This window comes from Bradyrhizobium sp. SZCCHNS1022 (assembly GCF_032484835.1).
In the GTDB taxonomy this organism is placed as follows: Bacteria; Pseudomonadota; Alphaproteobacteria; order Rhizobiales; family Xanthobacteraceae; genus Bradyrhizobium.
In genome coordinates, this window is sequence record NZ_JAUETT010000003.1 from 531,400 (window position 1) to 553,102 (window position 21,703).

Below are 21,703 nucleotides of genomic sequence, written 5' to 3' on the forward strand. Positions count from 1 at the left end.
CCCGGAGCTTGTTCGCCCCCGGTCCTACAGCGTGGATGTCTCGAACGGACATCTTCTATCGCTGTACTGTTATTCGGTTCAGATGTACCGCATCATGGTTGCGCTCGCAAGAGCCCATTCGCCCCTCAGCGCGACAGAATGCCTTCAACCCTCCGCCGGAAGCCGAGCAGCTTTTCGGCAAAGGCGTCGCGGTTTTCCAGAAAGCGCTGCGTCGGCACTGGAATCGACACCGCGACCGGACGGCCGAAATGATCGATCACGGCCGTGCCGATCGCGCTGATGCCCGCACCATGCTCTTCGAGATCGTAGGCGAGATGAGTGCGGCGAATATCATTGAGCTCGTCGATCAGGCGCTTGCGGTTGGCGAGCGGGAAGTCGGGGTGCTCGGCCAGGCTCTTCTCGATTAGTTCCTCGCTTTCTTCCGGCGAGAAACAGGACAGCACGGCCTTGCCGTTCGCGGTGCAATGGAGCGGGAAACGCTCGCCGACTGCGGACAGCGCTGTTAGCCGGCGACGGCCAGGCACCTGATCGACGAACACCACCGACCCGCCCGACAGGACGGACAGATCGACGGTTTCGCCAACCTCTTCGCCCAAGGCGAGAAGGTGCGGACGAATAATTTCGCTGGAATTTGCACCGATTGAAGCCGCGATCCGCAACAGGCCCATGCCGATCCGAACCTGTCCGGGCCCGCTCGACGTGACGAAGTCCTCGGCCATCAGCGCCGCCACGATCCGCTGCACCGTCGAGCGGGCGAGCCCGACCGACTTCGCAATCTGGCCGAGGCTCAAGCCGTTCGGATGGCTCTCCAGCGTGCGCAGAATGCTGCCGGCGCGCGCCAGCACCTGGATGCCATTGCCGCCACGTTCATCAGACGGTGGCGGCGCGGAGGCTCTGGTTTTTAATGCCCGCGCTGCGGCTTTCGACATCAGTCTCTTATCCTCCGATTGGACCGATCATGCGATCGGAATCTGCTCGCTGACACTTTAGCGCAACGGCCAAAAACACGACGACGCCGCGCGCTCGGATCACACCGATGTCCCTGACTGGCCGACGCGCCGGTTGGCATGAGCCGTTGCGCGTCCGAATTTCGGTTGACCTTTTCCGTTATATGGTACATGTGTATCGCAATGTGGGGCAAGCAGGATTACTTGCTTCGAGGAAAAAGCAGTTCAAAGGGGAAGGATGCGCATGTCCATCAAGATTCGGGGCATCGATTTTCAGAGCAACACCGACAACGCCATGGGTCTGAGGTTCACCAACCTCTCCCATCGCTGGGGATTCCAGTGCCCGAACTGGCCCTATTTCGAAGACGTGAAGATCGAGCGCATCCACTACATGGCGAAGTCTGGCGTGCTGTCTCAGCGCATCACGACCTCGATGCATTCGACCACGCATATCGATGCACCGGCCCATGTGGTGCAGGGCACGCCCTTCATCGACGAAGTGCCGCTGCCGCATTTCTTCGGCTCGGGCCTCGTGGTGTCGCTGCCGAAGAAGAAGTGGGAATCCATCACCGCCGATGATCTGGAAAAGGCCTGCGGCCATGCGATCCGTCCGCACGACGTGCTGATCATCAACACCGGTTGGCATAAGGCTTACGAAGATGGCGATTACTTCGCCTACTGCCCGGGCTTGGTCCCGTCAGCGGCAGACTGGATGGTCGACAAGCAAGTGAAGGTGGTGGGCCACGACACCCAGGCCAACGACCATCCGCTCGCCACGGCCATCGGCCAGCATCGCAACGGCCCGCTGCTGCCGCATCTGCGGGAAGAATATCGCGCCTGGTCCGGCGGTCGCGACTGGACCGAGGACTTCCCGGAATGGGAGCCGGTCCATAACAAGCTCTTCAAGCACGGCATTCTCGGCATCGAGAATGTCGGCGGTGATCTCGACGAGGTCACCGGCAAGCGCTGCACCTTCGCGTTCTTCCCTTGGAATTGGGATCGCGGTGACGGCTGCATCATCCGCTTGGTTGCCATCACCGATCCAAACCAAGCTTACCGCATCGAGAAGGGCGAGGCGTTCTGATGCATGTGAAGCGCTTCCATGATGCCAAGCCCTATGACGCGCCCAACCACCGCGGCGTGGTTGGCCTGCGGCTGCAGGGGTTTGAGCCGGGCGGCCCGACCAACCAATGGGTCGGCCTCTCGCAATTCCTGCCAGGTGGCGGCGCCGGTCCGGATTCGACGCCGTTCGAGAAGGTCTATGTCGTCCTCGCCGGCGAGATGACGGTGATCGTAGACGGGAAGGAGACCGTGCTCAGTCCCTATGACAGCTGCACCATCGCGCCGAACGAGGTCCGCGAGATCGTCAATCGCCGCAATGATGTCTGCACCATGCTGGTCATCATCCCCTATCCGCCGGGTGTCACGCCATGAGCAAGAGCGCGAACTTCCTGAAAAATCCCCTGTCTCTGTTCGATATCGGCGGCAAGGTCGCGGTCGTGACCGGCGCCTCGGGTGCGTTTGGCGCGCTGGCTGTCCAGGTGCTGGCCGGAGCCGGTGCCAAGGTCGCTGCGGTCGCCGGCAATGCTGAAGCGCTGGACAAGACGGTCGCCGATGCGAGAGCGCTCGGCGCCGAGGCGCTGAGCATCCAAGCGCGCCCGCGCGATGAGAAGACCTGCGACGACATTGTTGCCAAGACGGTCGCTGCCTTCGGCGGCGTCGATATCCTCGTCGTCGCCTCCGGCAAGAACGACGTATCCAAAATCGTCGACATGGCGCCAGCGCGCTTCCTCGACGTGATGGATGCCAATGTGACGCAGTCCTGGCTGATGGCCAAGGCAGCCGGCAAGCAGATGCTGGCGCAGGGCCGCGGCGGCAAGATCGTGCTGATGTCCTCGGCGCGCGGCAAGCTCGGCCATCCCGCCGGCTATTCGGCCTATTGCGCCTCGAAATCCGCGATCGACGGCATCACTCGCGCACTCGGCTGCGAATGGGGCGATAGCGGCATCACCGTCAATGCGATCGCGCCAACGGTGTTCCGCTCGCCGCTGACGGCCTGGATGTTCGAGGACACCGAGCGGGCGCGCGACGTACGCAAAGGCTTTCTGGCCCGCGTTCCCAAGGGACGGCTCGGCGAGCCGCAGGATCTCGCAGGTCCCCTGCTGTTCCTGGTCTCGCGAGCCTCGGATTTCTACACCGGCCATACCCTCGACGCCGACGGCGGCTACACGGCGGGATAATCCCCGCCGCCGAACTCCTGACAGCTGGAGACAGGCATGTTGCAGCGGATTGCAGTGATCGGTGGCGGCACGATGGGGCGCGGCATCGCGGCCGCGTTCGCGCTGCGCGGCTTTCCGGTGAACTTGGCCGAACCCTCGGCCGCGCAGCGCGCCACCATCAGGTCTGAGGTCGAGGCCGGCTATGACCTCCTGGTGGACGAGGCATCTGTCGCAGCGGACGCGGCCACAGCCGCCATCGAGCGCATCACTCTATTCGAATCCTTGGCGCCAGCAGTCCAAGACCGCGACTTCATCGTCGAGGCCGCGCCCGAGAAGCTGGAGCTGAAGCAGGCGCTGTTGGCAGAGCTCGACAGTCTGGCGCCGGCTCACGCGATCTTCGCCACCAACACCTCGAGCCTGCCGCTCGCGCCAATGATTGCAGCTCTGCCGGGGGCGCGTCAGGCCCGCACGCTGGTGACGCATTGGTACAACCCGCCGCTGCTGATGCCGCTGGTCGAAATCTCCGCCTTCGGCAACATGCCGCCTGACCTGCTCGAAGAGGTCATAGCCCTGCATCGGCAGATCGACAAGCGCATCGCCAAGGTGGCGAAGGATGTGCCAGGCCTGATTGCCAATCGGATTCAGCAGGCGATCGCGCGCGAGGTGTTCTCCCTGATCGAGCAGGGCGTCGCCGACGCCGCCGACGTCGACACCGCGCTGAAATTCGGCCCGGCCTTCCGCTATGCCACCACCGGCCAGCTCGAGGTCGCCGATTTTGGCGGCCTCGATATCTGGCTCACCGTCGGCGACAATCTGCTCGCGGCGATGGACGCCTCGCGCCAGGCCAGCCCGTTGCTGCGGCAGAAGGTCGCCGAGGGCAAGCTCGGGATCAAGACGGGTGAAGGATTCTACGTCTACGACAAGGAGAACATCCCTGCGATCCGCCGCGCCTTTCTCGGGCGCCTGGTGAAACAGCTCAAGGCGTCAAGCGATTATTCGTGAGATTCTAGTCAACGATCAAGCCGTAACGCCGCTGGTGCACAAAGGAGAGGAAAAAGATTTATGGCCGACACCATCATCACCGTCGCTCCCACCGGCGCGTTTCCAACCAAGGAGCACAATCCAGCAATTCCACTCACGCCACGCGAAATTGCCGAGGACGTCTACGAATGCTGGCAGGCCGGCGCAGCAGTCGCGCATTTGCATATGCGCGACGATGCCGGCAAGGGTACCATGGACAAAGGTCGATTTATCGAGACCGTCGGACGCATCCGCCAACGCTGCGACGTCGTGCTGAACCTCACCACGTCAGGCGACCTGAACGCGACAGATGAGACCCGCATGGCGCATCTGATCGAGCTGAAACCCGAGCTCGCTTCCTTCGACGCTGGCTCGATGAATTGGATGCATTCGACGCTGTTCATCAATCATCCGGCCTTCCTTGAGAGGCTTGCCGGAGTCATGAACGAGAACGACGTTATGCCGGAGATCGAGGTATTCGATCCGGGCATGCTCTACAACGCCATCCACTACATGAAGAAAAGCGTGTTGCGAGGACCCGGCTATTTCCAGTTCGTACTGGGCGCAGCCGGAGGTATCGCCGCTACGGTCGAAAACCTCGTGTTCCTCAAGAGCCTCTTGCCACGTCATGCGGAGTGGTCGGCTTTCGGCATCGGCGCTGGCCATCTGCCAATCTTGTTCGCCACCCTTTCGCTAGGGGGGCATATCAGGGTCGGTATGGAGGACAACGTACTCTATGCCAAGGGCCGCCTTGCCAAGAACAATGCTGAGTTTGTTGCCCGCGCTGCACGTCTCGTTCGCGAAGCAAACGGGAGCGTTGCAACCGCACCCAGCGCGCGGGAGATACTCAACCTTTCGGGACGACCATCTCACGCCGCGTAGCATGGTGTCTCGCGCTTGAGACGAAGACAATAAGCAAGATCAACGATAACTACATCGGGAGGAAACGGTGGAATTCGAGGACTGCAATCATCTGCTTGATCCCGGCTATCTTCCGTTCGAGTCGGGCTACAAGGATCTCGCCGCCGGCAAGAAGCTGGTCGCCGCCTTGACGCGGATGCCGGGCTGCCGCGCCAAGATGGTGCACTGGTGGTTCGGCTGGCTCGGCGGCATCGAGCAATACAAGCTCTGGCATCCGCGGGATCATGTCGCCAGTGCCTGGCTCAACCGAGTCGACGGCAACTATATCGGCGCCTCTCACGTCGTCAGCGAATATATGGTAGGTCCTACAGGGCCGCTTTATGATCTCGTCATCGACTTCCACCATCCGCACGAGATCTTCGACGCCGCACGCTATGACGCCTCCGGCGCAGTCGCAGTCTGCGCGCGCATCGGCGATCAGGACGCGCCGGTCCATGTCGGCCGGATGTGTCATTTCGTGCGGGATACCGATTATGGCTGCGAGATGCGCTCCCGCTTCTGGCTCGGCATTCTCGCCGACAAGAAGACGCGCGAGCCGGTGCCCGAACATATCGCCGTCGAAGGGCGCAAGCGCCAGCTCAACGACGATTTCACCCGACGCCTGCACCAGCACGCCACCGAGGAAATGGGTTACCTCGCCGAGATCTTGCCCGTCCTGTACCGGCGCTATACCGGCGACAACACGTTCTAAGGCGGCGCGGGGCGCTCCGGCTCAAGGAGCGCCCCCAAATAAGAGATGGGCCAAAACGGCCTCGCGCAGCAATTGGAGGAAACATGGCCACCCGCACGTCGCAGGCGCCGTTATCAAGACGGCTTCCCGTCCTCAAACGAATTCTGCCCATCACGCTGCTTTCGCTGGCCGCAGCTTGGTCCGCAACGCCAGCCAACGCAGCCGACGACATCGTCATCGGCGCGTCGATTCCGCTGAGCGGACCGCTGGCCGGGTTCGGCAGCTTCCAGAAATGGGGCTACAGCCGTGCGGTCGACGAGGTCAACAAGGCTGGCGGCATCACCATCGATGGCAAGAAGATGCCGGTCCGGCTCGTGCTGCGTGACGACAAGACCGATCCCAACGTCACCGCCGCCAATACCGAGAGCCTGCTGTCGCGCGATCAGGCGCGCGCCCTGCTCGGCTCCTGCACCCCGGCACTGGTCAATGCCGGCGCGCTGGTCGCCGAACGCAAGAAGATCCCGCTGGTCACCGGCTGCAATCCGATCGAGGCATTCAAGTCGGTCCGTAAGTGGAATTACGTCTGGGACCTGTTCTTCCACGAGCCCGAACTCGCCGCGATCCCGTTCAAGGTGCTGGACGATCTCAAGCTCGAGACCAACAAGAAGGTCGCGATCTTCCATGACAACGGCCCGGACGGCCAGGTCGTTGGCGGCACGCTGTGGCCGCAGATCGCCAAGGACGCCGGCTATGACGTCGTGCAGAACGCGTCGTTCCCAGTCGATAACACCCAGTTCACTTCGGTTGTCGCCGAGGCGAAGGCGAAAGGCGCCGAGATCGTGCTGGTCGATGCCATCACCCCGCAAGCGGTCTCGATCCGCAAGCAGATTGCGTCCGCAGGCTTTGCACCCAAGCTGCTCGTCATCGAGAAGGGGGCCGAGCCGGTGCAGTTCGCCGAAGCGCTCGGCAAGCTTGCTGACGGTGTGCTGGTCGGCGGCTACTGGGATCCGAGCTTTCCCTATCCGGGCGCCAAGGATCTCGCGGCCGCGTTCGAAAGCGAGACCAAGCTGACCTTCAGCCAGCACATCGCCGACAGCTATGCTGCGGCGCAGATCCTGCTCGACGCGATCGCGGCGGCCGGCTCGCTCGATCCCGAGAAGATCAACGCTGCGGCCGCCAAGACCGACAAGACCTATGTGGTCGGGCCCATCAAGTTCGACGAGAACCACACCGCCAAGCTGCCGCTGGCGATGCTGCAATGGCAGGGCGGCAAGACGAGCATCGTCTGGCCGGCGGACCGCGCCACCGGCAAGATCCTGTTCCCGGTGCCTTGACCGCTGAGACAAGGCCGGCGCCGATCGCGCCGGCCGTCACCGATGTCATGCGGGCGAATGCGAATGCCTGGTCTCGATGTGATCGTCAATGCACTGATCTCGGGCCTGCTGCTCGGCGGCATGCTGGCGCTGACGGCGCTTGGCCTGTCGATCATCCTTGGCGTCATGCGTCTGGTGAACCTCGCGCATGGCGAATTTCTCGTGGCGGGCGCCTATGCCGGCCTCTTCCTGCTGCAGCGAACCGGCATCGATCCGCTGGCCGGATTAGCGCTGATCGGCCTCATTCTCGCGCTGATCGGCTATCCGATCTATCGCTTCCTGCTGGAGCCGCTGGCCGGCAAGGGATCGGAAGCGGCCATGATGACCATGTTCGGCCTCTCCATCATCCTGCAGAACCTGTTCGTGCTGCTGTTCAGCGCCGACACCCGCGCCATCGAGCGCGATTACGCCACGGTTCCGCTGACGCTCGGCCCGATCAGCGCGCCGCAGATCTACGTGATCGGCTTCGCCATCTCGGCCGCGCTGATCCTGGCGGTGCATCTGTTGATCGCACGCAGCCGGTTCGGCAGCGAGCTGCGCGCCAGCGCCGACCAGCCGCTTGCGGCTGCCATCATCGGCATCAATGTCAGCCGGGTCTATGCCTTGACCTTCTGCCTCGGCACCGCCTGCGCCGGAATCGGCGGCACGCTGATCGGGGTGGCGCTGTCTTTCACGCCGACCAGCGGCGCCACCTATCTGTTGACGGATTTCGCGGTGATCGTGCTCGGCGGACTCGGCAATGTGCTGGGAACGCTGGTCGGAGGCATCGTGCTCGGCGTGCTGCAGAGCGTCGGCGGGCTCACGCTCGGGGACGGCTATCGCGACCTGGTCGGCCTGGTGCTGTTCCTGGCGATGCTGCAGCTCAGGCCGCAGGGCTTCCTCGGGAGCCGCGCATGACCGTGCTGACCACACGCGCTCCCGAGCACAGCCTGCTGCTGCATCATCCGCTTGTCCGCCTCGCCCTCGCCGGCATCTTCTTCGCGGCGCTGATGGTCGCGCCTTCGATTCTGCCAACCTATTTTGTCGAGATCGGCTTCAAGCTGCTGCTCTATATCGTGCTGGCGGAAGCGTGGAATCTGCTTGCCGGCTATGGCGGGCTGGTGTCCTTGGGAAGCTCCTCCTTCTTCGGCCTTGGCGCCTATGTCACGGTCGGGCTGCTCAATTACGCCGATAGCGGCATCGCCTTGGCGCTGGCTGCCTCGGCGGTTGCGGCCATGGCACTCGCGCTTGTGATGTCGCGCGGTCTGTTTCGGCTGCGTGGACTCTATTTCACCGTCGGCACCTTGGCGCTTGCCGAAGCGCTGCGGCTGCTCGTCGTCAATGTGCCCTGGTTCGGCGGCGCTACCGGCCTGTTCGTCAGCGCCGATTTGCCCGATATCACAGCGTTGTTTCGCGACACCGCGCTGCTGCTTGTCCTCGCCTCGCTGGTTATGACCTTGGCAACCGGCTCTCGCTTCTCGGTACTGCTGCGGGCGGTGCGCGACGACGAGGACGCCGCAAGCCAGGTCGGCGTGCGTGCGTTCCGCGTCAAGCTCGCGGCGTTCACTGCGGCCAGCGCGCTCGTCGCAATTGCCGGGGGTCTTCAGGCGATCAAGCTCGGCGCCATCGAACCCTACGGCAGCTTCGGCCTGCAATGGTCGGTCGATCCGCTCGCGATCGTGATCATCGGCGGACTCGGCATGCGCTTCGGCGCCATCATCGGCGCAGTCTTCTTCGTCGCCATCGGCGAGCTGCTCGCCGACTACCCAGAGCTCCATGTCGCGATCACCGGAGTCATTCTCATCATTCTGATCCGCTTCGCGTCGCGCGGACTCTGCGGCCTCGTCGAAGCCGCGCTGCGGCGCGCCGGCCCCACCAGGGCTGCGAGCTCATGACCGTCGCCACCAATACGACTCCGCTGCTCGACGCCGTCGGTCTCGGCAAGCGCTATGGCGGCCTCGTCGCGATCGAAAGCCTGGATATCAGGCTCGAAAAGGGTCGCGTGCTCGGTGTGATCGGCCCGAATGGCGCCGGTAAGTCGACCCTGATCGGGCTGCTCGGCGGCGCCATTTCCGCGAGTGCAGGACGCATCGATTTCGAGGGCCGCGACATCACCGGTCTGCCCGCCTCCGAGCGAGCGCGGAGCGGCATCGGCCGCACCTACCAGATCCCCCGCCCCTTCCTCGACATGACCGTGGAGGAGAATCTCGCCGTCGGCCAATTCTCGCTGACCCCGTTCATCGCCACCTCGACGGCCGCGGCCGAACGGCGCGACATCCTCGACCGCTGTGGGCTCGGCGGTGCCGCCCACGTCAAGGCCCGCGATCTGCCGCTGCTCCGGCGCAAGCGCCTCGAAGTCGCCCGCGCGCTAGCGCTCAAACCAAAGCTGTTGCTGCTCGATGAGGTCGGTGCCGGCCTGATCGACAGCGAAGTCAGCGAGCTGATCGCCCTGATCCAGTCGCTGAACGACGGCGAGCGCTCGATCATCGTCATCGAACACGTGATCCGGATCGTGAAGGAGTGCTGCGACGATCTTATGGTCATCAACTTCGGCAAGCTCCTGGCGAGGGGGCCGACCACCGACGTGCTGGCGAGCGACGATGTCGCCGCGATCTATCTCGGCACCAGCCATGGCGCCGCCCCCAAGACCTCCTCTTCAGAGACGCCGCGCGCCAACGTCATTGCGTCGACGGCAGGCGCTGAGCCGCTGCTTGCACTCGATGGCGTGTACGCGGGCTATGGCCAGGCTCGGGTGATTCATGACCTCAGCCTGTCGGTGATGCCGGGTCAGGTCGTGGGCATTCTCGGCAGCAACGGCGCCGGCAAGACCACCCTCGCTCATGTGATCAGCCGCGCCTTGCCAATCACTGCCGGCCGGATCCGATTCGATGGCGAGGACATCACACGCTTGCCGCCGCATGCGGTGGCGGCGCGCGGCATCGCCCATTGCATGGAGGGGCGGCGCATCTTCGGCTCGTTGTCGGTCGAGGAAAATCTGCTGGTGGCTGCACGCCGCGCCGACACAGCAGAACGCAAGGCGCGTCTGGCGCGCGTCTACGCCCTGTTTCCGGTGCTCGCGGAGCGGCGTAACGCGCCGGGCACCTCGATGTCGGGCGGCCAGCAGCAGGCCTTGGCGATCGGTCGCGCGTTGATGGCCAAGCCGCGGCTCGTTATTCTCGACGAGATCAGCCTTGGTCTCGCGCCGGTCATGATGGACCGCCTGTATGCGGCGCTTGCCGAGCTCAAGCGCGAGGGGCTGTCCATGCTGGTCGTGGAGCAGGATATCGAGCGCGCGCTCGACCTTGCCGATGTCGCCCACATCATCAACAAGGGACGGATTACTCTGTCCGGCCCGCCGGCCGTCCTGCGTGCGGACGAGCGGCTGCGTCATCTTTATTTCGGGACCGAAGAATGAGCGGCCGGACAGCGTCGCAAGGAGCGTGACATGAAAAAGATTGCCGTCGAAGAAGCCTTCGTCACCGCCGAGATCGCCGCAGAATGGACGAAGGTGCTGGCGCGCTCAGACGTCGAACCAGGCTTTGCCAAGATGGGCGAAAGCATCCTGGCCGACACGCCCGGCAACGCGCTGCTGCATGGACGCCTGGTTGACATCGGCAAGGGCCGGATCGCGCATATGGACGAGGTCGGCGTCGACATGCAGGTGCTCTCCTTGACGTCCCCCGGCGTCCAGGTGTTCGCGCCCGATCTCGCCGTACGGCTCGCAGCCGACGCCAACGACGCGCTCGCCGAAGCAGTGCGCGCTGCACCGACGCGGCTGGCCGGACTGGGCGCCATCGCGCCGCAGGATCCCCCCGCGGCCGCGCGCGAGATCGAACGGATCAAGTCGCTCGGCCTGCGCGGCCTGATCGTCAACTCCCACACGTTCGGCGAATATCTTGACGCGCCCCGCTATGTCCCGATCTTCGAGGCGATGGAGGCGACCGGCCTGCCGATGTACTTGCATCCGCGCGAACCTGCACCCGGAATGGTTCAGCCGTTCCTCGATTACGGCCTTTATTTCGCCGGCTGGGGCTTTGCGGCGGAGACCGGCCTGCACGCCATGCGGCTGATCATGTCCGGCAGCTTCGCTCGCCATCCGAAGCTCAAGATCATTCTCGGCCATATGGGCGAAGGCATCCCGTTCTGGCTGCAGCGCATCGACAATCGCTATCTCCTGCAGGTGAAGATCGGCGCCGTCGAAAAGCTGCCCCGGCTGCCGAGCGAGTACTTCCTGGACAACTTCGTGATCACAACGGCCGGGGTCACCTCCATGCCCGCGCTTCGGCTGTCGATCGACGTGCTCGGAGCTGAACGCATCCTGTTCGCTGCCGACTTTCCTTACGAGGATGATGCTGAGGCGCTCCGCTTCCTCGAAGGAGCTGCGCTCACGCAGCGCGAGCGCGAGCTGATCGCATACCAGAACGCCGAGCGCCTGTTCGCGCTCTCCTGAGCGGACCGGCCGCACATCTCGGCGGGCGGCCGACCTACGAATCCTCGTCAGCGGAGGGCCCATGCGGTGCCATAGACTGGACCTGAACCTGCTGCTGGTCCTCGACCTGCTGCTCAAGCTGAGGAACGTCAGCCGGGTCGCCGAGACACTCAACCTGACTCAGTCCACGATCAGCAGCGCACTGGCGCGGTTACGCAGTCACTTCGATGACGACCTCCTGATTCAATCCGGCCGCGAGATGCTGGCGACCCCGTTCGCCGCGCAGATCGCGGACTCGGTCGATCAGTTCGTGGCGCGCGCCCGTACGATAGCGCTGGCGCGCGCCGAGTTTACGCCGGAAACCGCAGAGCACGACTTCGCGGTCGTCGCGTTGGATTACGTAGCCGGTATTCTCTTGTCCAATCTCATCAAGCGGGTCGCCCAGGCTGCGCCGGGTATTTCGATTTCCCAACTGCCGCTTCCGGACACGCGTGAGCGTGCGTCCGCCGCTGAATTCGATGTTTTCATCGGCTCCAACGTTCCCTTCCATGCCGCCGTCAACACCAGCGTGCTATGGGAGGAGCGGTTCGTTCCTGTTGTCTGGGCCGGCAATACGGCGGTGGTGGACCCCGTCTCGCTGAACGCGATTGCGGCCTTCACCCACGTTTCTGTTGCACTCGACGAGCGCTTGAGCGTCCGCATCGTCGATCAGTTCTTCCAGTCCGTGGGGATCCGGCGGACGAAAACGATCCGCCTGCAGAGTCTCCTGCTGGTGCCCGAGTTCATCGTCGGCACGCCGTATATGGCGATCCTGCCGTTGCGCCTGGTCCTGTCTCGCGCGCAAGGGCTGCCGCTTCGTATTCTGCAGACCGACTTCGAGCTCCCAACCATCACCGAAAGGCTGCAGTGGCCCGTGCATCTCGACAAGGATCCTGCCAATATGTGGCTGCGCGAGATGATCCAAACCTCGGCGGCCGACGTGGAGGCACGATGGCCCGTTTGCGCACCAGTCTGCCCACCCTTGTCCGGAGCGGCGCTGCGTGAATATCGCAGCGCCGCTTCGAAGCCAGCCACGTGAGCAATGAACTAGAACTTCACGGTGATACCGCTATAGACCGTCTTTTCCGTGCAGGAGTTCGTGCTTTGGCCGGTCGCGGCGACAGTGCACACGCCGGGCATGGCGTTGTGGTCGAGACCGAACTTGTTCTGCCAATACCGGTAGGCAACCCAGACATCCACCAGATGCGAATATTTGGGACCCATCATTGCCTTGCTGGCATCGAACGTCAGCCTGACAGGCTCGCTGTTGAACTCGACGGCGCTGGCCGTGCTGAACCGTCCAGCGCCTGAGAGTGCCGGCAGGCCATTCGAATCCCCTTTGGTCCCATACCAGCCGGCGCGTCCGCTGATCGAGAAGAATTGCAGGGACGGCGGCAGGAAACCCAGGTCCATGTAATAATTGGCTTCCACAGCCCATGTCGGGTGGTAGCTGACATTGCCGGTGGCGTTACAGCTGACGCCGGCAACCTGCCCGCCTGCAAAGGCGGTTCCGCACTGAGTAAACGCGTTGTGGTTGGAGAATTCCCAGGACACCAAGGGCGCGACGTTGAAATAGCCCTTATACGGCAAGTCAAACGCAAATTGGAGCCCGGCAACGGCCTCGCGCTTGGCCGGCGCGAGGAAGATGTTGTCAGTCTCGACGTCCGCGCCGATCTCGAAGGACACGTCGTGCAACGGTCCAACACTGAAGGCATTGGTGTTGAATATCTGATTCCAACCGAAGGTGCTTCGGAACAAGCCGTAGAACTCGGTCCCCCCCGCGCAATCTCCCGGCGTGAAATTGACCGTGACGCCAGCATTGATGCAGGGCGACGCCGGGTCATTGTGACCCGACTTGAGCATCATGATGTTCACGAAGTTGGTGCCGTAGGCCCATGCGTCGAAGTGCGTGAACGCGTAGACCTGCTTCGCGGTCGTGCCGTTGACCGTTCCGTTCGGGTTGACGCTGAACTGGCCGGGGGTTGTTCCGCTCGGCATCCATGAAAAGGTCGCTCGATTGTCGACGACGAAGAAGAACGGTTGATCCGGCGGCGGGTTTGCCATGACAGCCAAGTCCGCAGCATTGGCAACCACACCCAGCTGAACGATGATGACAGACGCAAGCAAGTGGCAACGAAATGCCATATATCCTCCCCCATTTTTTGTTTTCGGCGGCTGTGATCCTCTTCGGGATACTGGCCAACCGCGCTCTCTGAAGAGCTTGCATAAACATCGCGATCCTGGAGAGTTGGCGCTCTCCGAACAAACGAAATCGATCGATACGAGCTATTGTCGTTCTTGATAGCATCCCATCGATTGGCTCCCGCACGCGTTCCTTCAGCAGGTCACGCCGCGCAGAGACCACCGCTGCAACATCCCGTACGACCGATGGTCGCGACTGATAATTAGTCGGCGGAACGACGAATTATCGAGGATTTCTTTGATGATATATGGACCAGCCTAAGTCAGGCTTGCCACGGCACTGAGCGCAACGATCTCGTCCTGCTTACCGGTCCCGCCGCTGGTGCCGATCGCCTCGATGATCTTGCCGTCTTCTACGATCGGGACGCCGCCCGGCACTGCGACGAGTCCCGGCGTGAGCGTCGTGATATAGACACGCCCTGCTTCCACCAGATCGAAGAACGCCTTTGTCGGGCGTCGAAATCGAGCCGCCGTACGCGCTTTCTCGATCGCGATCATCCATGACGCAAGGTGCGTGTCGTCCATTCGCTCGAGATAGACGAGGTCGCCATTTGGGTCGGTGATTGCGATCGAGAATGTCCAGCCGCGTCTCGTCGCCTCGCTGACGGCTGTTCCTGCCAGCTCCTTGGCGCGCGAAAGTGTGATCGGGACGCCGTAAGCCAGCGGGCGCGTCTGTTCGGACATGAAAATCGACCTGCTTTGTTTTGAACTCTCGAGTGCGCGTCACATCTTCCTTGTGCGGACTTCAGGCGGAAAGACGTGCAGACAGATCCGCTGACCGCGTCTCGACGCCGCTGGTCCGCAAGTGCACGCCGACGAAGCATGCAGCCGCTCCCCATGCCAGCATCGCCGCGGTGATACCGAGCGCCGGATAGCCGAAGCCGGTCACAACGCTGCCTCCGAGAAACGGCCCGATCGCGGTGCCGATCATCATCATCGCCGGCGTCAGCGCCGCCATGTGACCGCTGCGATCGAGCTTGGCGATCAGGCCGAACATGAAGACATGGGAAAATACGACAAGGAAGACCGGTGTCGAGGCTGCTATCGCATAGACGGCGAACAACGTGGCGTGGGTGATGATCAGTGATGCGCAGCCGTGCAGGAACATGCCACAAGCGGCCACGTGGGTTGGCGACAGACGTCCTTGAAGGAGCCCGGCGAGAGCGGGAGCGGAAAGATTGATAAAGGCTGCTATTGCAAGCATCGTCGCGACCGACGCGGCAGGAAACCCATCATAGGAGCCGACACGCTCGATAAAGCTGAAAATGGCCGACTGCGCGGAGGTCAGCAGCACAACGCCCAGGAAGGCCATCACGCGAGTATCGAGCGGGCTCCGCTCGGCTTCCCCAACCACAGCCAATGTCACACTCTCCAGCTTGTGCGGAAAGGCGATCGCGCTGAGAACCGAAGCCGCCAGCATCAAGGAGCCCAAGACGATAAAGACAGCGGCAACGCCGCTCTGGGTCATCAAATGAGGAACGACAGCGAAGAACGGGATGCCGAATGCACCCACGCCGACGTTGACCAGCGCAAAGAGCCGATGCGGATTGCGGCTGCGGCCGATCGTGCCGTGCACGCAAGAGAGCCCTGCCCCAGCGCCAAGCCCGGCAAGGAGGTGCAGAGGCGTAAACACCAGGAGCCCATCGAGTTGCGCCATTGCCAGGAAGCACCCGGCCGCGACAGCAAAGCCGAGACCCGCCACCAGCCTGCCGTCGACCCGATCGAAGCGCGGTCCCAAGATCAGATTACTGGCGAGAATGCCCGCGATATAGAGGGTGACAAGTAACCCCGCTTGTTGTGACGTAAAGCCATGCGACTGGACTAGACCGCCGACCCATAGCGGCAAAGCGACAAGATCCGCGAGCCCCGCCACATGTGATACCAGGAGGACGGCGCGACCTGGCCATGTCTCGCTTGTGGTTTTAATCATTTTCCTTCCCCGATCGTTTTTGTTCGCTTGTATCGAGCTTTTTGTTTTTACCGGACAGATCTCCGAAGAGGCAGATCGTCCATCGTACCCAGTTGCACAGCCCCCCTGCGCAAAACCACCGCGACCCGTGACGACTGGAATTCCCTATCCGCGTCGCACGACCAAGTCTTGCTGGCTGCTCCGCGTCAAACAAACATCCGCAGCATCTCAAGCGCCGTTTCGGGACGTGGGATCTTGAAGCTGACGTCCTTCCAGTCCGCGACCGCGGGACGATCGAGACATTCGCGCAGCCAACGCTGCATGGACGGCCAGGCTTCGATATCAATGCCGGCGAGCGGGAGAAGCGTCATGACCGATGCGACGTTCAGGTCGGCAACGGTGAAGTGCTCATTCACAAGATAAGCCTGCCTCTGCAGATGCCTGTTGAGAACGCCCCAGGGTCGTGCAAGCTTGCCGAGAGCGATTTCGACCTCGGCCTCACGTCGCGCACTCGCAGGCTCGAACAAAACTCGGTTGGCCGCAGCCAGCAGCAGCGGCTTCTCGATTTCGGTGATGACCCAGAAGCTCCACTGCGTCGCGAGTGCCTCCTCCTCCATCGTGCGAGGTGCGAGCGGTCCGCCATACTTGCGTGCGAGATAGAGATTGATCGCAAGCGACTCGCACAGTCGAAGGCCGTCGTCGTCCAGCGCGGGGACACGGCCATTGGGATTGATGGCGAGAAACTCCGGGGTGCGCGTGCTGCCATCCTGAAAATTGGTCGGCACATTCTCCCATTCCAACCCGAGTTCCCTGAGCATCCACGCGTTCCGGAGGGCCCGCGAATGCAACGATCCATAGAGCGTGATCACCTTAAAACCTCGATGCTGCAGATATCGATGAGCGCGTCACAGGGACCGCTCAAGCGCCGTTTGGCTGACCCAGGTGCCGTGGAAACCTTCGTGCACGCGGCAGGGAAATTTCACGATGGCAACAGGTCCGCGGCTCAGATGCAGGGCGTCGAGGATCACAAGATCAGTCCGGTTCTCCGCTCTTCGGCCGACCATTGACAGCAACCAGCCGTCGCCCTCTTTGGCATCCGCGCTCCTGGGCACGAAGTAAGGCTCCTCGGGAGAGGCGTCGGGTCCTGCATAATAAAAATCCAGTTTCCCGCTCGCCTCGTCGAAGTGACCCAAACACGTGAAGGGCGGCCCCTTCGGGCCAAACGGCAGCATGGGTCCGAGCTTCGGATTGTTGGTTCCGAACCAGTAATGCCGGGCGCGGCTCATCGCGAAGCGGGGATCGATCACCGGCATCTCGCCAATGTGCTCGATGAACCGTGTAATCTCGACGCGGTCGGCTTCGCTCGCGAGATCGACGACCCAGCGCTCGCCAAATGGCGGCAACTCGTGAGCATTAGGGTTGTGCAGGTCCGGAAACTGGCTCAGCCAGCCGGACTCGGTCACGAAATGATCGAGAACCAGCCTGCTGCCATCTTCCCAGGCGTTGAAGCTGTGCGTCTGCATCGCCGGCTTCGGCGCGGTGAACCAGCGGATCGCGCTGACGCCCTGCTCACGCGGGATCACGCCGATATAGGTCTTTCGATGACTGTCCCAATGCCAATACGACTCGCCGCGCTGGACGCGCTCCCAATCGCACACCATCGGACAGATGACGAAAGCGATGTAGTTTCGCGAGACCAGGAAGTCATGCACCATCGAGCAGTATGGCGCCTTGAAGCGCTCGGTGCGAGTGAAGCAGCCTTCGCGATCAACCCTGTAGAGCTCGATTTCGTCGCTCGCCACACCTTCGCAATTGTAGGCGAACGCAATACATTCGCCAGTCAAGGGATCGAACTTCGGATGAGCCGTGAAAGTGCGGCTCTTCAGCTGGCCGGCGAAATCGCTCTCCCCGCGGGTTTCCAGGGTGAGCGGATCCAGCTCATACGGCCTGCCCGATTCCTTCAGGGCGTACAGCTTGCCGTGGTGCCACATCACGGATGTGTTCGCGGTGTTGGCGTTCTCGCCCGCAACTTCGGGGGAATCCGTGAACGGATTGCGGTAAGCCCCGAACAGCGCTCGCCTGGCCGCCCGCTCCAGCTCGAACTTGCGCGTGCGCACGTAGCGCGTGGTGAGATCGGCGTGCCCGCGCTCGAACCGCACCATGTGCACCATGCCATCGCCGTTGAGGAAAATGTCGCGGCCGTGCAGCGGCGGATAGGCATGATCCGCGCTATTGCGGTAATAGACGCCTTCGAGTTCGGGAGGAATGGCGCCGACGACTTCCAGATCGTGAACGCTGCCTTCGATCCGAACGGGCGCAGCATAACCCTGAAAGACAATATCATCCGGAAACTGCAGGCCCTCCGCCAGCCGCACATGTTCGTTCATTTCGAGTTCCTTTCACAACGAGATCGGGACAACGCGGGAGGGATCATCGAAGCCGGCGTCCGATCATTCCATGATCGGGCCGGTCATCGACGTCGCGCACAGCTGGGCCGCCGCCCTGCAAACACGCCAGGAACGCTCTGCTTGGTTTCCTGAAGTTTCATCCGCCTCACATGCGGGAGATAACCGCTGAAGACGGCAGCCGAGAGCCCATCCGAATTGTCAGTCGCGCGGGCCACGACGGCATCGACACCACCCAGGCGAAGCATCCCTCCATCGACCACTCTTATGTTTCTATTTTTCGAATACGTACTCTATGGATGGTCCCTCAAACCACAAAACGGATTGTATCGATGAGATGTATCGACATTCTCGATACTAACCCGTTCCGCAGAGTGGCGCCGGATCACAGATCCAGACCGTGTTCTTCGCTTTTCACGATCTTCAGTTTGACAGCCCGTCATTTTCGAGAGTACTCTCAAAAACAACAAGCGCGGACTTGGTTGACGGGACCAGATCCGACGCGGCGGTTTTGGGAGGAAAGCATGCTCAAGGCATCATTGATTATCGACGGCGCAGAGCGGCCCGGCGCGGCCGGGCAGTTCGAGAGGCGCAGCGCGATCAGCGGCGATCTGGTCACGGAAGCAGCCGCAGCGACGCCCGAGCAGGCCATTGAGGCCGTCGCGTCCTGCGCGGCGGCCTTCCCCGCCTGGGCTGCCACGGCACCAGCAGCAAAACGCGATATTCTCCTGAAGGCTGCAGCCCTGCTCGAAGCGCGCACTGACGAATTCAGGGACGTCATGATCGGCGAGACCGGAGCATCGAAGTCCTGGTACGTGTTCAACGCGAAACTTGCCGCCGGCATGTTGCGGGAAGCCGCCGGTCTCACCACCCATGTGAAGGGAGAGATCATTCCGAGCAACAAGCCGGGAATGTTCTCGATGGCAGTACGACGTCCGGCCGGTGTGGCGTTGGCGATTGCGCCGTGGAATGCGCCGGTGATCCTGGCGGTCCGTGCGTTTTGCACGGCCATTGCTTGCGGCAACACGGTCGTTCTCAAGGCCTCCGAGCTCAGTCCCGGGACCCAGTTCAAGCTCGCACAGGTGATGCACGATGCGGGACTGCCTCCAGGCGTGCTCAATTTCATCACGCACAAGCCGCAGGATGCGGGAGCCGTCGCGGAGGCGATGATCGCGCATCCGGCCGTGCGCCGCGTCAACTTCACCGGTTCGACGCGAACCGGCAGGATTGTCGCCGAAACCTGCGCCCGCTATCTGAAACCGGCACTGCTCGAACTCGGCGGCAAAGCTCCGATTCTTGTGCTGAAAGATGCGGATATCGACGCCGCGGTCGCAGCGACTGCGTTCGGCGCCTACATGCACCAGGGCCAGATCTGCATGTCGACGGAGCGCGTGGTTGTCGATCACACCGTCGCCGACGAATTCGGCGACAGACTGGCGGCCAAGGCCAAAACTCTGGTCGCGGGCAATCCGTTAACCAGCGATGTCCCGCTCGGCGGATTGATTTCCGTCCAGTCCGTCCATCGCGTGCAGGCGCTGATCGCGGACGCAGTCGGAAAGGGGGCGAAGCTGCTCGCCGGTGGCGACGCGGACGGCCCGCTGATGAATGCGGCGCTGCTCGATCACGTCAGGCCCGGCATGGACATTTACTACGAGGAGTCCTTCGGACCGGTAACGACGATCGTGCGCGTCAATGACGTCGAGGACGCCATCCGCGTCGCCAACGACACCGAATATGGCCTTTCCTCTGCGATCTTCACCCGAGATGTCGGCCTCGCAATGGCGATCGCGCAGCGGCTCGATTTCGGCTGCTGCCATATCAACGGACCGACCGTCAATGACGAAGCGCAGATGCCGCTCGGCGGCATGAAGGCCAGCGGCTATGGCCGGTTCGGCGGCGCGCCGGGCATCCACGAGTTCACCGACGTGCAGTGGATCTCGGTCGAGGATCCCAACCAGCACTATCCGATCTGACCCTTGGCCGCGATCGCGAGGAACATCAAATGTCGAAGAGCTATGACATCGTGGTAGTCGGATCCGGCCACAACGGCCTGACGACCGCAGCCTATCTGGCCAAGGCAGACCTCAGCGTGCTCGTGCTGGAAAAGAACGACTGGCTCGGTGGCGGCGTGGTGACCAAGGAAATCCTGGCTCCCGGCTTCAAGTTCGATCTGCATTCGTCGTTGCACGTCAACATCCAGGCCAATCCTCTGATCAGGAATGACGAGCTGAAGCTGCAGTCCAAATATGGCTTGAAATATCTCTACCCTGATGCCGTCTATTCGACGATGTTCGAAGACGGCTCTTCGCTGATCACCTACAAGGATGTCGAGCGGACCTGCGAGAGCATTGCCAGGATCTCGCCCAGGGACGCCGATGCCTACCGCCGCTTCGCGGCGATGAGCATGAAGATCGTGCCGATGGTGACGCAGAGCCTGTTCACGCCCGCGCCGCAGCAAGGGCCCTTCTACGCCCTGCTCGACCAGAGTCTCGAAGGACAGGAGATCTTCCGCGCCCTGCAGATGAGCAAGCTCGACATCTGCCGCGAATGGTTCGAGAGCGACAAGCTGATCATTCATCTGCTCAAATTCGCCGCGGAGACGCTGACGGCGCCGGAGGAGATGGGCACCGGGTCCATCCTCTACACCATGCCCGGCATGGTCCATACCTATCCGATCGGCGTGCCGGTAGGCGGCAGCGGCGCGCTGGTCGATGCATTGGTCGCCTGCCTCGCGGATCACGGCGCAGAGTTTCGCACGGAAGCGCCAGTTGAAAAGGTGCTGGTGCAAAACGGACGCGCCACCTGCGTCCGTTTGGCATCCGGCGAGGAGATCACAGCGCGCGTCGCCGTGATCGGTCAGATTCATCCCTGGCTGATCGGCGATATTATCGAGAAGGTGGCGCCGGACGTCGCCGCCCGCGCCAGGCGGGTCAAGACCGGCGCCTTCTCCATCATGCCCCAGCATCTCGCGCTCAACGAGCCGCCGAAATACAAGGCCGGCGCGGACGCAGGGCGCGTGATCTTGGCCAATTATGCGCCGCCCACGCTCGAGCGATTCCTGCGCGTCTTCGACAATTATCGTTACGGCGACATGTGGAACGAAGGATCGACCGACACCATCCTCGCCTCGCATATGCAGTGCCAGTTCGACGAAACCCAATGTCCCCCGGGCAAGGCCGCGATCACCGTCTATGGCTTCGGTCCGTTCGAGCTGCGGACCGGCGCGGCATCCTGGGATGAGCGCCAATGGGAAATCGGCGACTGGCTGCTTGAGCGTTACCGCGAATATGCGCCCAACGTCACCCGTGAGAACATCATCGGCCGCCGTTTCGATACACCATTGGAGGTGTCACGGCATTCGTCGATGTTCCAGAAAGGCGACGTGAGCGGGGCCGGCGAATATCTGCACCAGATCGGCGGCCACCGCCCCAATCCCGAGCTCGCGAAACTGAAGATACCGGGGATCGAGAACCTCTATCTCACGGGGACCGCGATCAATGTCTCGAGTGTCAGCGGTGCAGGCCGCGCGACCGCGATCAGGGCATGCCAGGATCTGAAGATCAACTTCGAGCGTCTGATCGGGTGAACTG

At 62.5% G+C, this 21,703-nt stretch carries 20 protein-coding genes; 14 read left to right on the plus strand and 6 right to left on the minus strand.

The annotated features are described in order from the left end of the window. Nucleotides 1-125 precede the first annotated feature (125 nt). Nucleotides 126-929 carry an IclR family transcriptional regulator gene (locus tag QX071_RS22115; RefSeq protein WP_315704788.1) on the minus strand — a complete coding sequence of 268 codons (804 nt, stop codon included), beginning with the start codon at nucleotides 927-929 and terminating at the stop codon, nucleotides 126-128. Nucleotides 930-1,191: 262 nt separating this feature from the next. Between QX071_RS22115 and QX071_RS22120 the strand changes: the two genes are divergently transcribed. The 12 genes from QX071_RS22120 to QX071_RS22175 all read left to right on the plus strand — a co-directional run bounded on the left by QX071_RS22120 (nucleotide 1,192) and on the right by QX071_RS22175 (nucleotide 12,636). Then, the gene (locus tag QX071_RS22120; RefSeq protein WP_315704789.1) at nucleotides 1,192-2,031 is read left to right on the plus strand and encodes a cyclase family protein; all 840 of its coding nucleotides are present in this window, start codon (nucleotides 1,192-1,194) and stop codon (nucleotides 2,029-2,031) included. Next, the gene (locus QX071_RS22125; RefSeq protein WP_315704790.1) at nucleotides 2,031-2,381 is read left to right on the plus strand and encodes a cupin domain-containing protein; all 351 of its coding nucleotides are present in this window, start codon (nucleotides 2,031-2,033) and stop codon (nucleotides 2,379-2,381) included. Before QX071_RS22120 ends, QX071_RS22125 begins: the two co-directional genes overlap by 1 nt. Further along, nucleotides 2,378-3,187 (plus strand): SDR family NAD(P)-dependent oxidoreductase, encoded by an 810-nt coding sequence (locus tag QX071_RS22130; RefSeq protein ID WP_315704791.1) that lies wholly within the window; start codon nucleotides 2,378-2,380, stop codon nucleotides 3,185-3,187. Before QX071_RS22125 ends, QX071_RS22130 begins: the two co-directional genes overlap by 4 nt. Nucleotides 3,188-3,223: 36 nt before the next feature. Continuing rightward, the gene (locus QX071_RS22135) at nucleotides 3,224-4,168 is read left to right on the plus strand and encodes a 3-hydroxyacyl-CoA dehydrogenase family protein (RefSeq protein ID WP_315704792.1); all 945 of its coding nucleotides are present in this window, start codon (nucleotides 3,224-3,226) and stop codon (nucleotides 4,166-4,168) included. Between the two features lie 60 nt (nucleotides 4,169-4,228). After that, nucleotides 4,229-5,068 carry a 3-keto-5-aminohexanoate cleavage protein gene (locus QX071_RS22140; RefSeq protein ID WP_316172087.1) on the plus strand — a complete coding sequence of 280 codons (840 nt, stop codon included), beginning with the start codon at nucleotides 4,229-4,231 and terminating at the stop codon, nucleotides 5,066-5,068. Between the two features lie 67 nt (nucleotides 5,069-5,135). Further along, a complete protein-coding gene (locus tag QX071_RS22145) occupies nucleotides 5,136-5,798 on the plus strand; it encodes a DAPG hydrolase family protein (protein WP_315704794.1) in 663 nt (220 codons plus the stop codon). Between the two features lie 83 nt (nucleotides 5,799-5,881). Then, nucleotides 5,882-7,111: an amino acid ABC transporter substrate-binding protein gene (locus QX071_RS22150; RefSeq protein WP_315704795.1), complete on the plus strand. Its 1,230-nt coding sequence runs from the start codon at nucleotides 5,882-5,884 to the stop codon at nucleotides 7,109-7,111. 63 nt (nucleotides 7,112-7,174) lie between these two features. Next, a complete protein-coding gene (locus QX071_RS22155) occupies nucleotides 7,175-8,047 on the plus strand; it encodes a branched-chain amino acid ABC transporter permease (protein WP_315704796.1) in 873 nt (290 codons plus the stop codon). Further along, entirely contained in the window at nucleotides 8,044-9,024 is a 981-nt protein-coding gene (locus QX071_RS22160) for a branched-chain amino acid ABC transporter permease (protein WP_315704797.1), read from the plus strand. The genes QX071_RS22155 and QX071_RS22160 overlap by 4 nt, the downstream gene beginning before the upstream one ends. Next, complete coding sequence (locus QX071_RS22165; protein ID WP_315704798.1) at nucleotides 9,021-10,544, plus strand: ATP-binding cassette domain-containing protein; 1,524 nt, start codon at nucleotides 9,021-9,023, stop codon at nucleotides 10,542-10,544. Before QX071_RS22160 ends, QX071_RS22165 begins: the two co-directional genes overlap by 4 nt. A gap of 30 nt (nucleotides 10,545-10,574) precedes the next feature. Next, nucleotides 10,575-11,579 (plus strand): amidohydrolase family protein, encoded by a 1,005-nt coding sequence (locus QX071_RS22170; RefSeq protein ID WP_315704799.1) that lies wholly within the window; start codon nucleotides 10,575-10,577, stop codon nucleotides 11,577-11,579. A 61-nt stretch (nucleotides 11,580-11,640) separates the two neighbouring features. Further along, a complete protein-coding gene (locus QX071_RS22175; RefSeq protein WP_315704800.1) occupies nucleotides 11,641-12,636 on the plus strand; it encodes a LysR family transcriptional regulator in 996 nt (331 codons plus the stop codon). Nucleotides 12,637-12,644: 8 nt separating this feature from the next. On the opposite strand, the gene QX071_RS22180 is transcribed toward QX071_RS22175, so the two are convergent. The 5 genes from QX071_RS22180 to QX071_RS22200 all read right to left on the minus strand — a co-directional run bounded on the left by QX071_RS22180 (nucleotide 12,645) and on the right by QX071_RS22200 (nucleotide 18,095). Next, nucleotides 12,645-13,742 carry a hypothetical protein gene (locus tag QX071_RS22180; protein WP_315704801.1) on the minus strand — a complete coding sequence of 366 codons (1,098 nt, stop codon included), beginning with the start codon at nucleotides 13,740-13,742 and terminating at the stop codon, nucleotides 12,645-12,647. Nucleotides 13,743-14,057: 315 nt separating this feature from the next. After that, nucleotides 14,058-14,483 carry a heme-binding protein gene (locus QX071_RS22185; RefSeq protein ID WP_315704802.1) on the minus strand — a complete coding sequence of 142 codons (426 nt, stop codon included), beginning with the start codon at nucleotides 14,481-14,483 and terminating at the stop codon, nucleotides 14,058-14,060. Between the two features lie 61 nt (nucleotides 14,484-14,544). Next, the gene (locus tag QX071_RS22190; RefSeq protein ID WP_315704803.1) at nucleotides 14,545-15,729 is read right to left on the minus strand and encodes an MFS transporter; all 1,185 of its coding nucleotides are present in this window, start codon (nucleotides 15,727-15,729) and stop codon (nucleotides 14,545-14,547) included. A gap of 185 nt (nucleotides 15,730-15,914) precedes the next feature. Then, nucleotides 15,915-16,577 carry a glutathione S-transferase family protein gene (locus QX071_RS22195; RefSeq protein WP_315704804.1) on the minus strand — a complete coding sequence of 221 codons (663 nt, stop codon included), beginning with the start codon at nucleotides 16,575-16,577 and terminating at the stop codon, nucleotides 15,915-15,917. Nucleotides 16,578-16,613: 36 nt separating this feature from the next. Next, nucleotides 16,614-18,095, minus strand: a complete 1,482-nt coding sequence (locus QX071_RS22200; protein WP_315704805.1) for a carotenoid oxygenase family protein — start codon at nucleotides 18,093-18,095, stop codon at nucleotides 16,614-16,616. Nucleotides 18,096-18,637: 542 nt separating this feature from the next. On the opposite strand from QX071_RS22200, the gene QX071_RS22205 reads away from it, so the two are divergent. Both QX071_RS22205 and QX071_RS22210 read left to right on the plus strand, forming a co-directional pair. Continuing rightward, nucleotides 18,638-20,086, plus strand: a complete 1,449-nt coding sequence (locus tag QX071_RS22205; RefSeq protein WP_315704972.1) for an aldehyde dehydrogenase family protein — start codon at nucleotides 18,638-18,640, stop codon at nucleotides 20,084-20,086. Between the two features lie 29 nt (nucleotides 20,087-20,115). Continuing rightward, nucleotides 20,116-21,699 (plus strand): NAD(P)/FAD-dependent oxidoreductase, encoded by a 1,584-nt coding sequence (locus QX071_RS22210; RefSeq protein ID WP_315704806.1) that lies wholly within the window; start codon nucleotides 20,116-20,118, stop codon nucleotides 21,697-21,699. The last annotated feature ends 4 nt before the right edge of the window (nucleotides 21,700-21,703 follow it).

Bases quoted from the DNA above. Each gene is read 5' to 3' on its own strand.
- QX071_RS22115 (WP_315704788.1), bottom strand. From the start codon at position 929: ATGTCGAAAGCCGCAGCGCGGGCATTAAAAACCAGAGCCTCCGCGCCG.
- QX071_RS22120 (WP_315704789.1), top strand. From the start codon at position 1,192: ATGTCCATCAAGATTCGGGGCATCGATTTTCAGAGCAACACCGACAAC.
- QX071_RS22125 (WP_315704790.1), top strand. From the start codon at position 2,031: ATGCATGTGAAGCGCTTCCATGATGCCAAGCCCTATGACGCGCCCAAC.
- QX071_RS22130 (WP_315704791.1), top strand. From the start codon at position 2,378: ATGAGCAAGAGCGCGAACTTCCTGAAAAATCCCCTGTCTCTGTTCGAT.
- QX071_RS22135 (WP_315704792.1), top strand. From the start codon at position 3,224: ATGTTGCAGCGGATTGCAGTGATCGGTGGCGGCACGATGGGGCGCGGC.
- QX071_RS22140 (WP_316172087.1), top strand. From the start codon at position 4,229: ATGGCCGACACCATCATCACCGTCGCTCCCACCGGCGCGTTTCCAACC.
- QX071_RS22150 (WP_315704795.1), top strand. From the start codon at position 5,882: ATGGCCACCCGCACGTCGCAGGCGCCGTTATCAAGACGGCTTCCCGTC.
- QX071_RS22155 (WP_315704796.1), top strand. From the start codon at position 7,175: ATGCCTGGTCTCGATGTGATCGTCAATGCACTGATCTCGGGCCTGCTG.
- QX071_RS22160 (WP_315704797.1), top strand. From the start codon at position 8,044: ATGACCGTGCTGACCACACGCGCTCCCGAGCACAGCCTGCTGCTGCAT.
- QX071_RS22165 (WP_315704798.1), top strand. From the start codon at position 9,021: ATGACCGTCGCCACCAATACGACTCCGCTGCTCGACGCCGTCGGTCTC.
- QX071_RS22170 (WP_315704799.1), top strand. From the start codon at position 10,575: ATGAAAAAGATTGCCGTCGAAGAAGCCTTCGTCACCGCCGAGATCGCC.
- QX071_RS22175 (WP_315704800.1), top strand. From the start codon at position 11,641: ATGCGGTGCCATAGACTGGACCTGAACCTGCTGCTGGTCCTCGACCTG.
- QX071_RS22180 (WP_315704801.1), bottom strand. From the start codon at position 13,742: ATGGCATTTCGTTGCCACTTGCTTGCGTCTGTCATCATCGTTCAGCTG.
- QX071_RS22185 (WP_315704802.1), bottom strand. From the start codon at position 14,483: ATGTCCGAACAGACGCGCCCGCTGGCTTACGGCGTCCCGATCACACTT.
- QX071_RS22190 (WP_315704803.1), bottom strand. From the start codon at position 15,729: ATGATTAAAACCACAAGCGAGACATGGCCAGGTCGCGCCGTCCTCCTG.
- QX071_RS22200 (WP_315704805.1), bottom strand. From the start codon at position 18,095: ATGAACGAACATGTGCGGCTGGCGGAGGGCCTGCAGTTTCCGGATGAT.
- QX071_RS22205 (WP_315704972.1), top strand. From the start codon at position 18,638: ATGCTCAAGGCATCATTGATTATCGACGGCGCAGAGCGGCCCGGCGCG.
- QX071_RS22210 (WP_315704806.1), top strand. From the start codon at position 20,116: ATGTCGAAGAGCTATGACATCGTGGTAGTCGGATCCGGCCACAACGGC.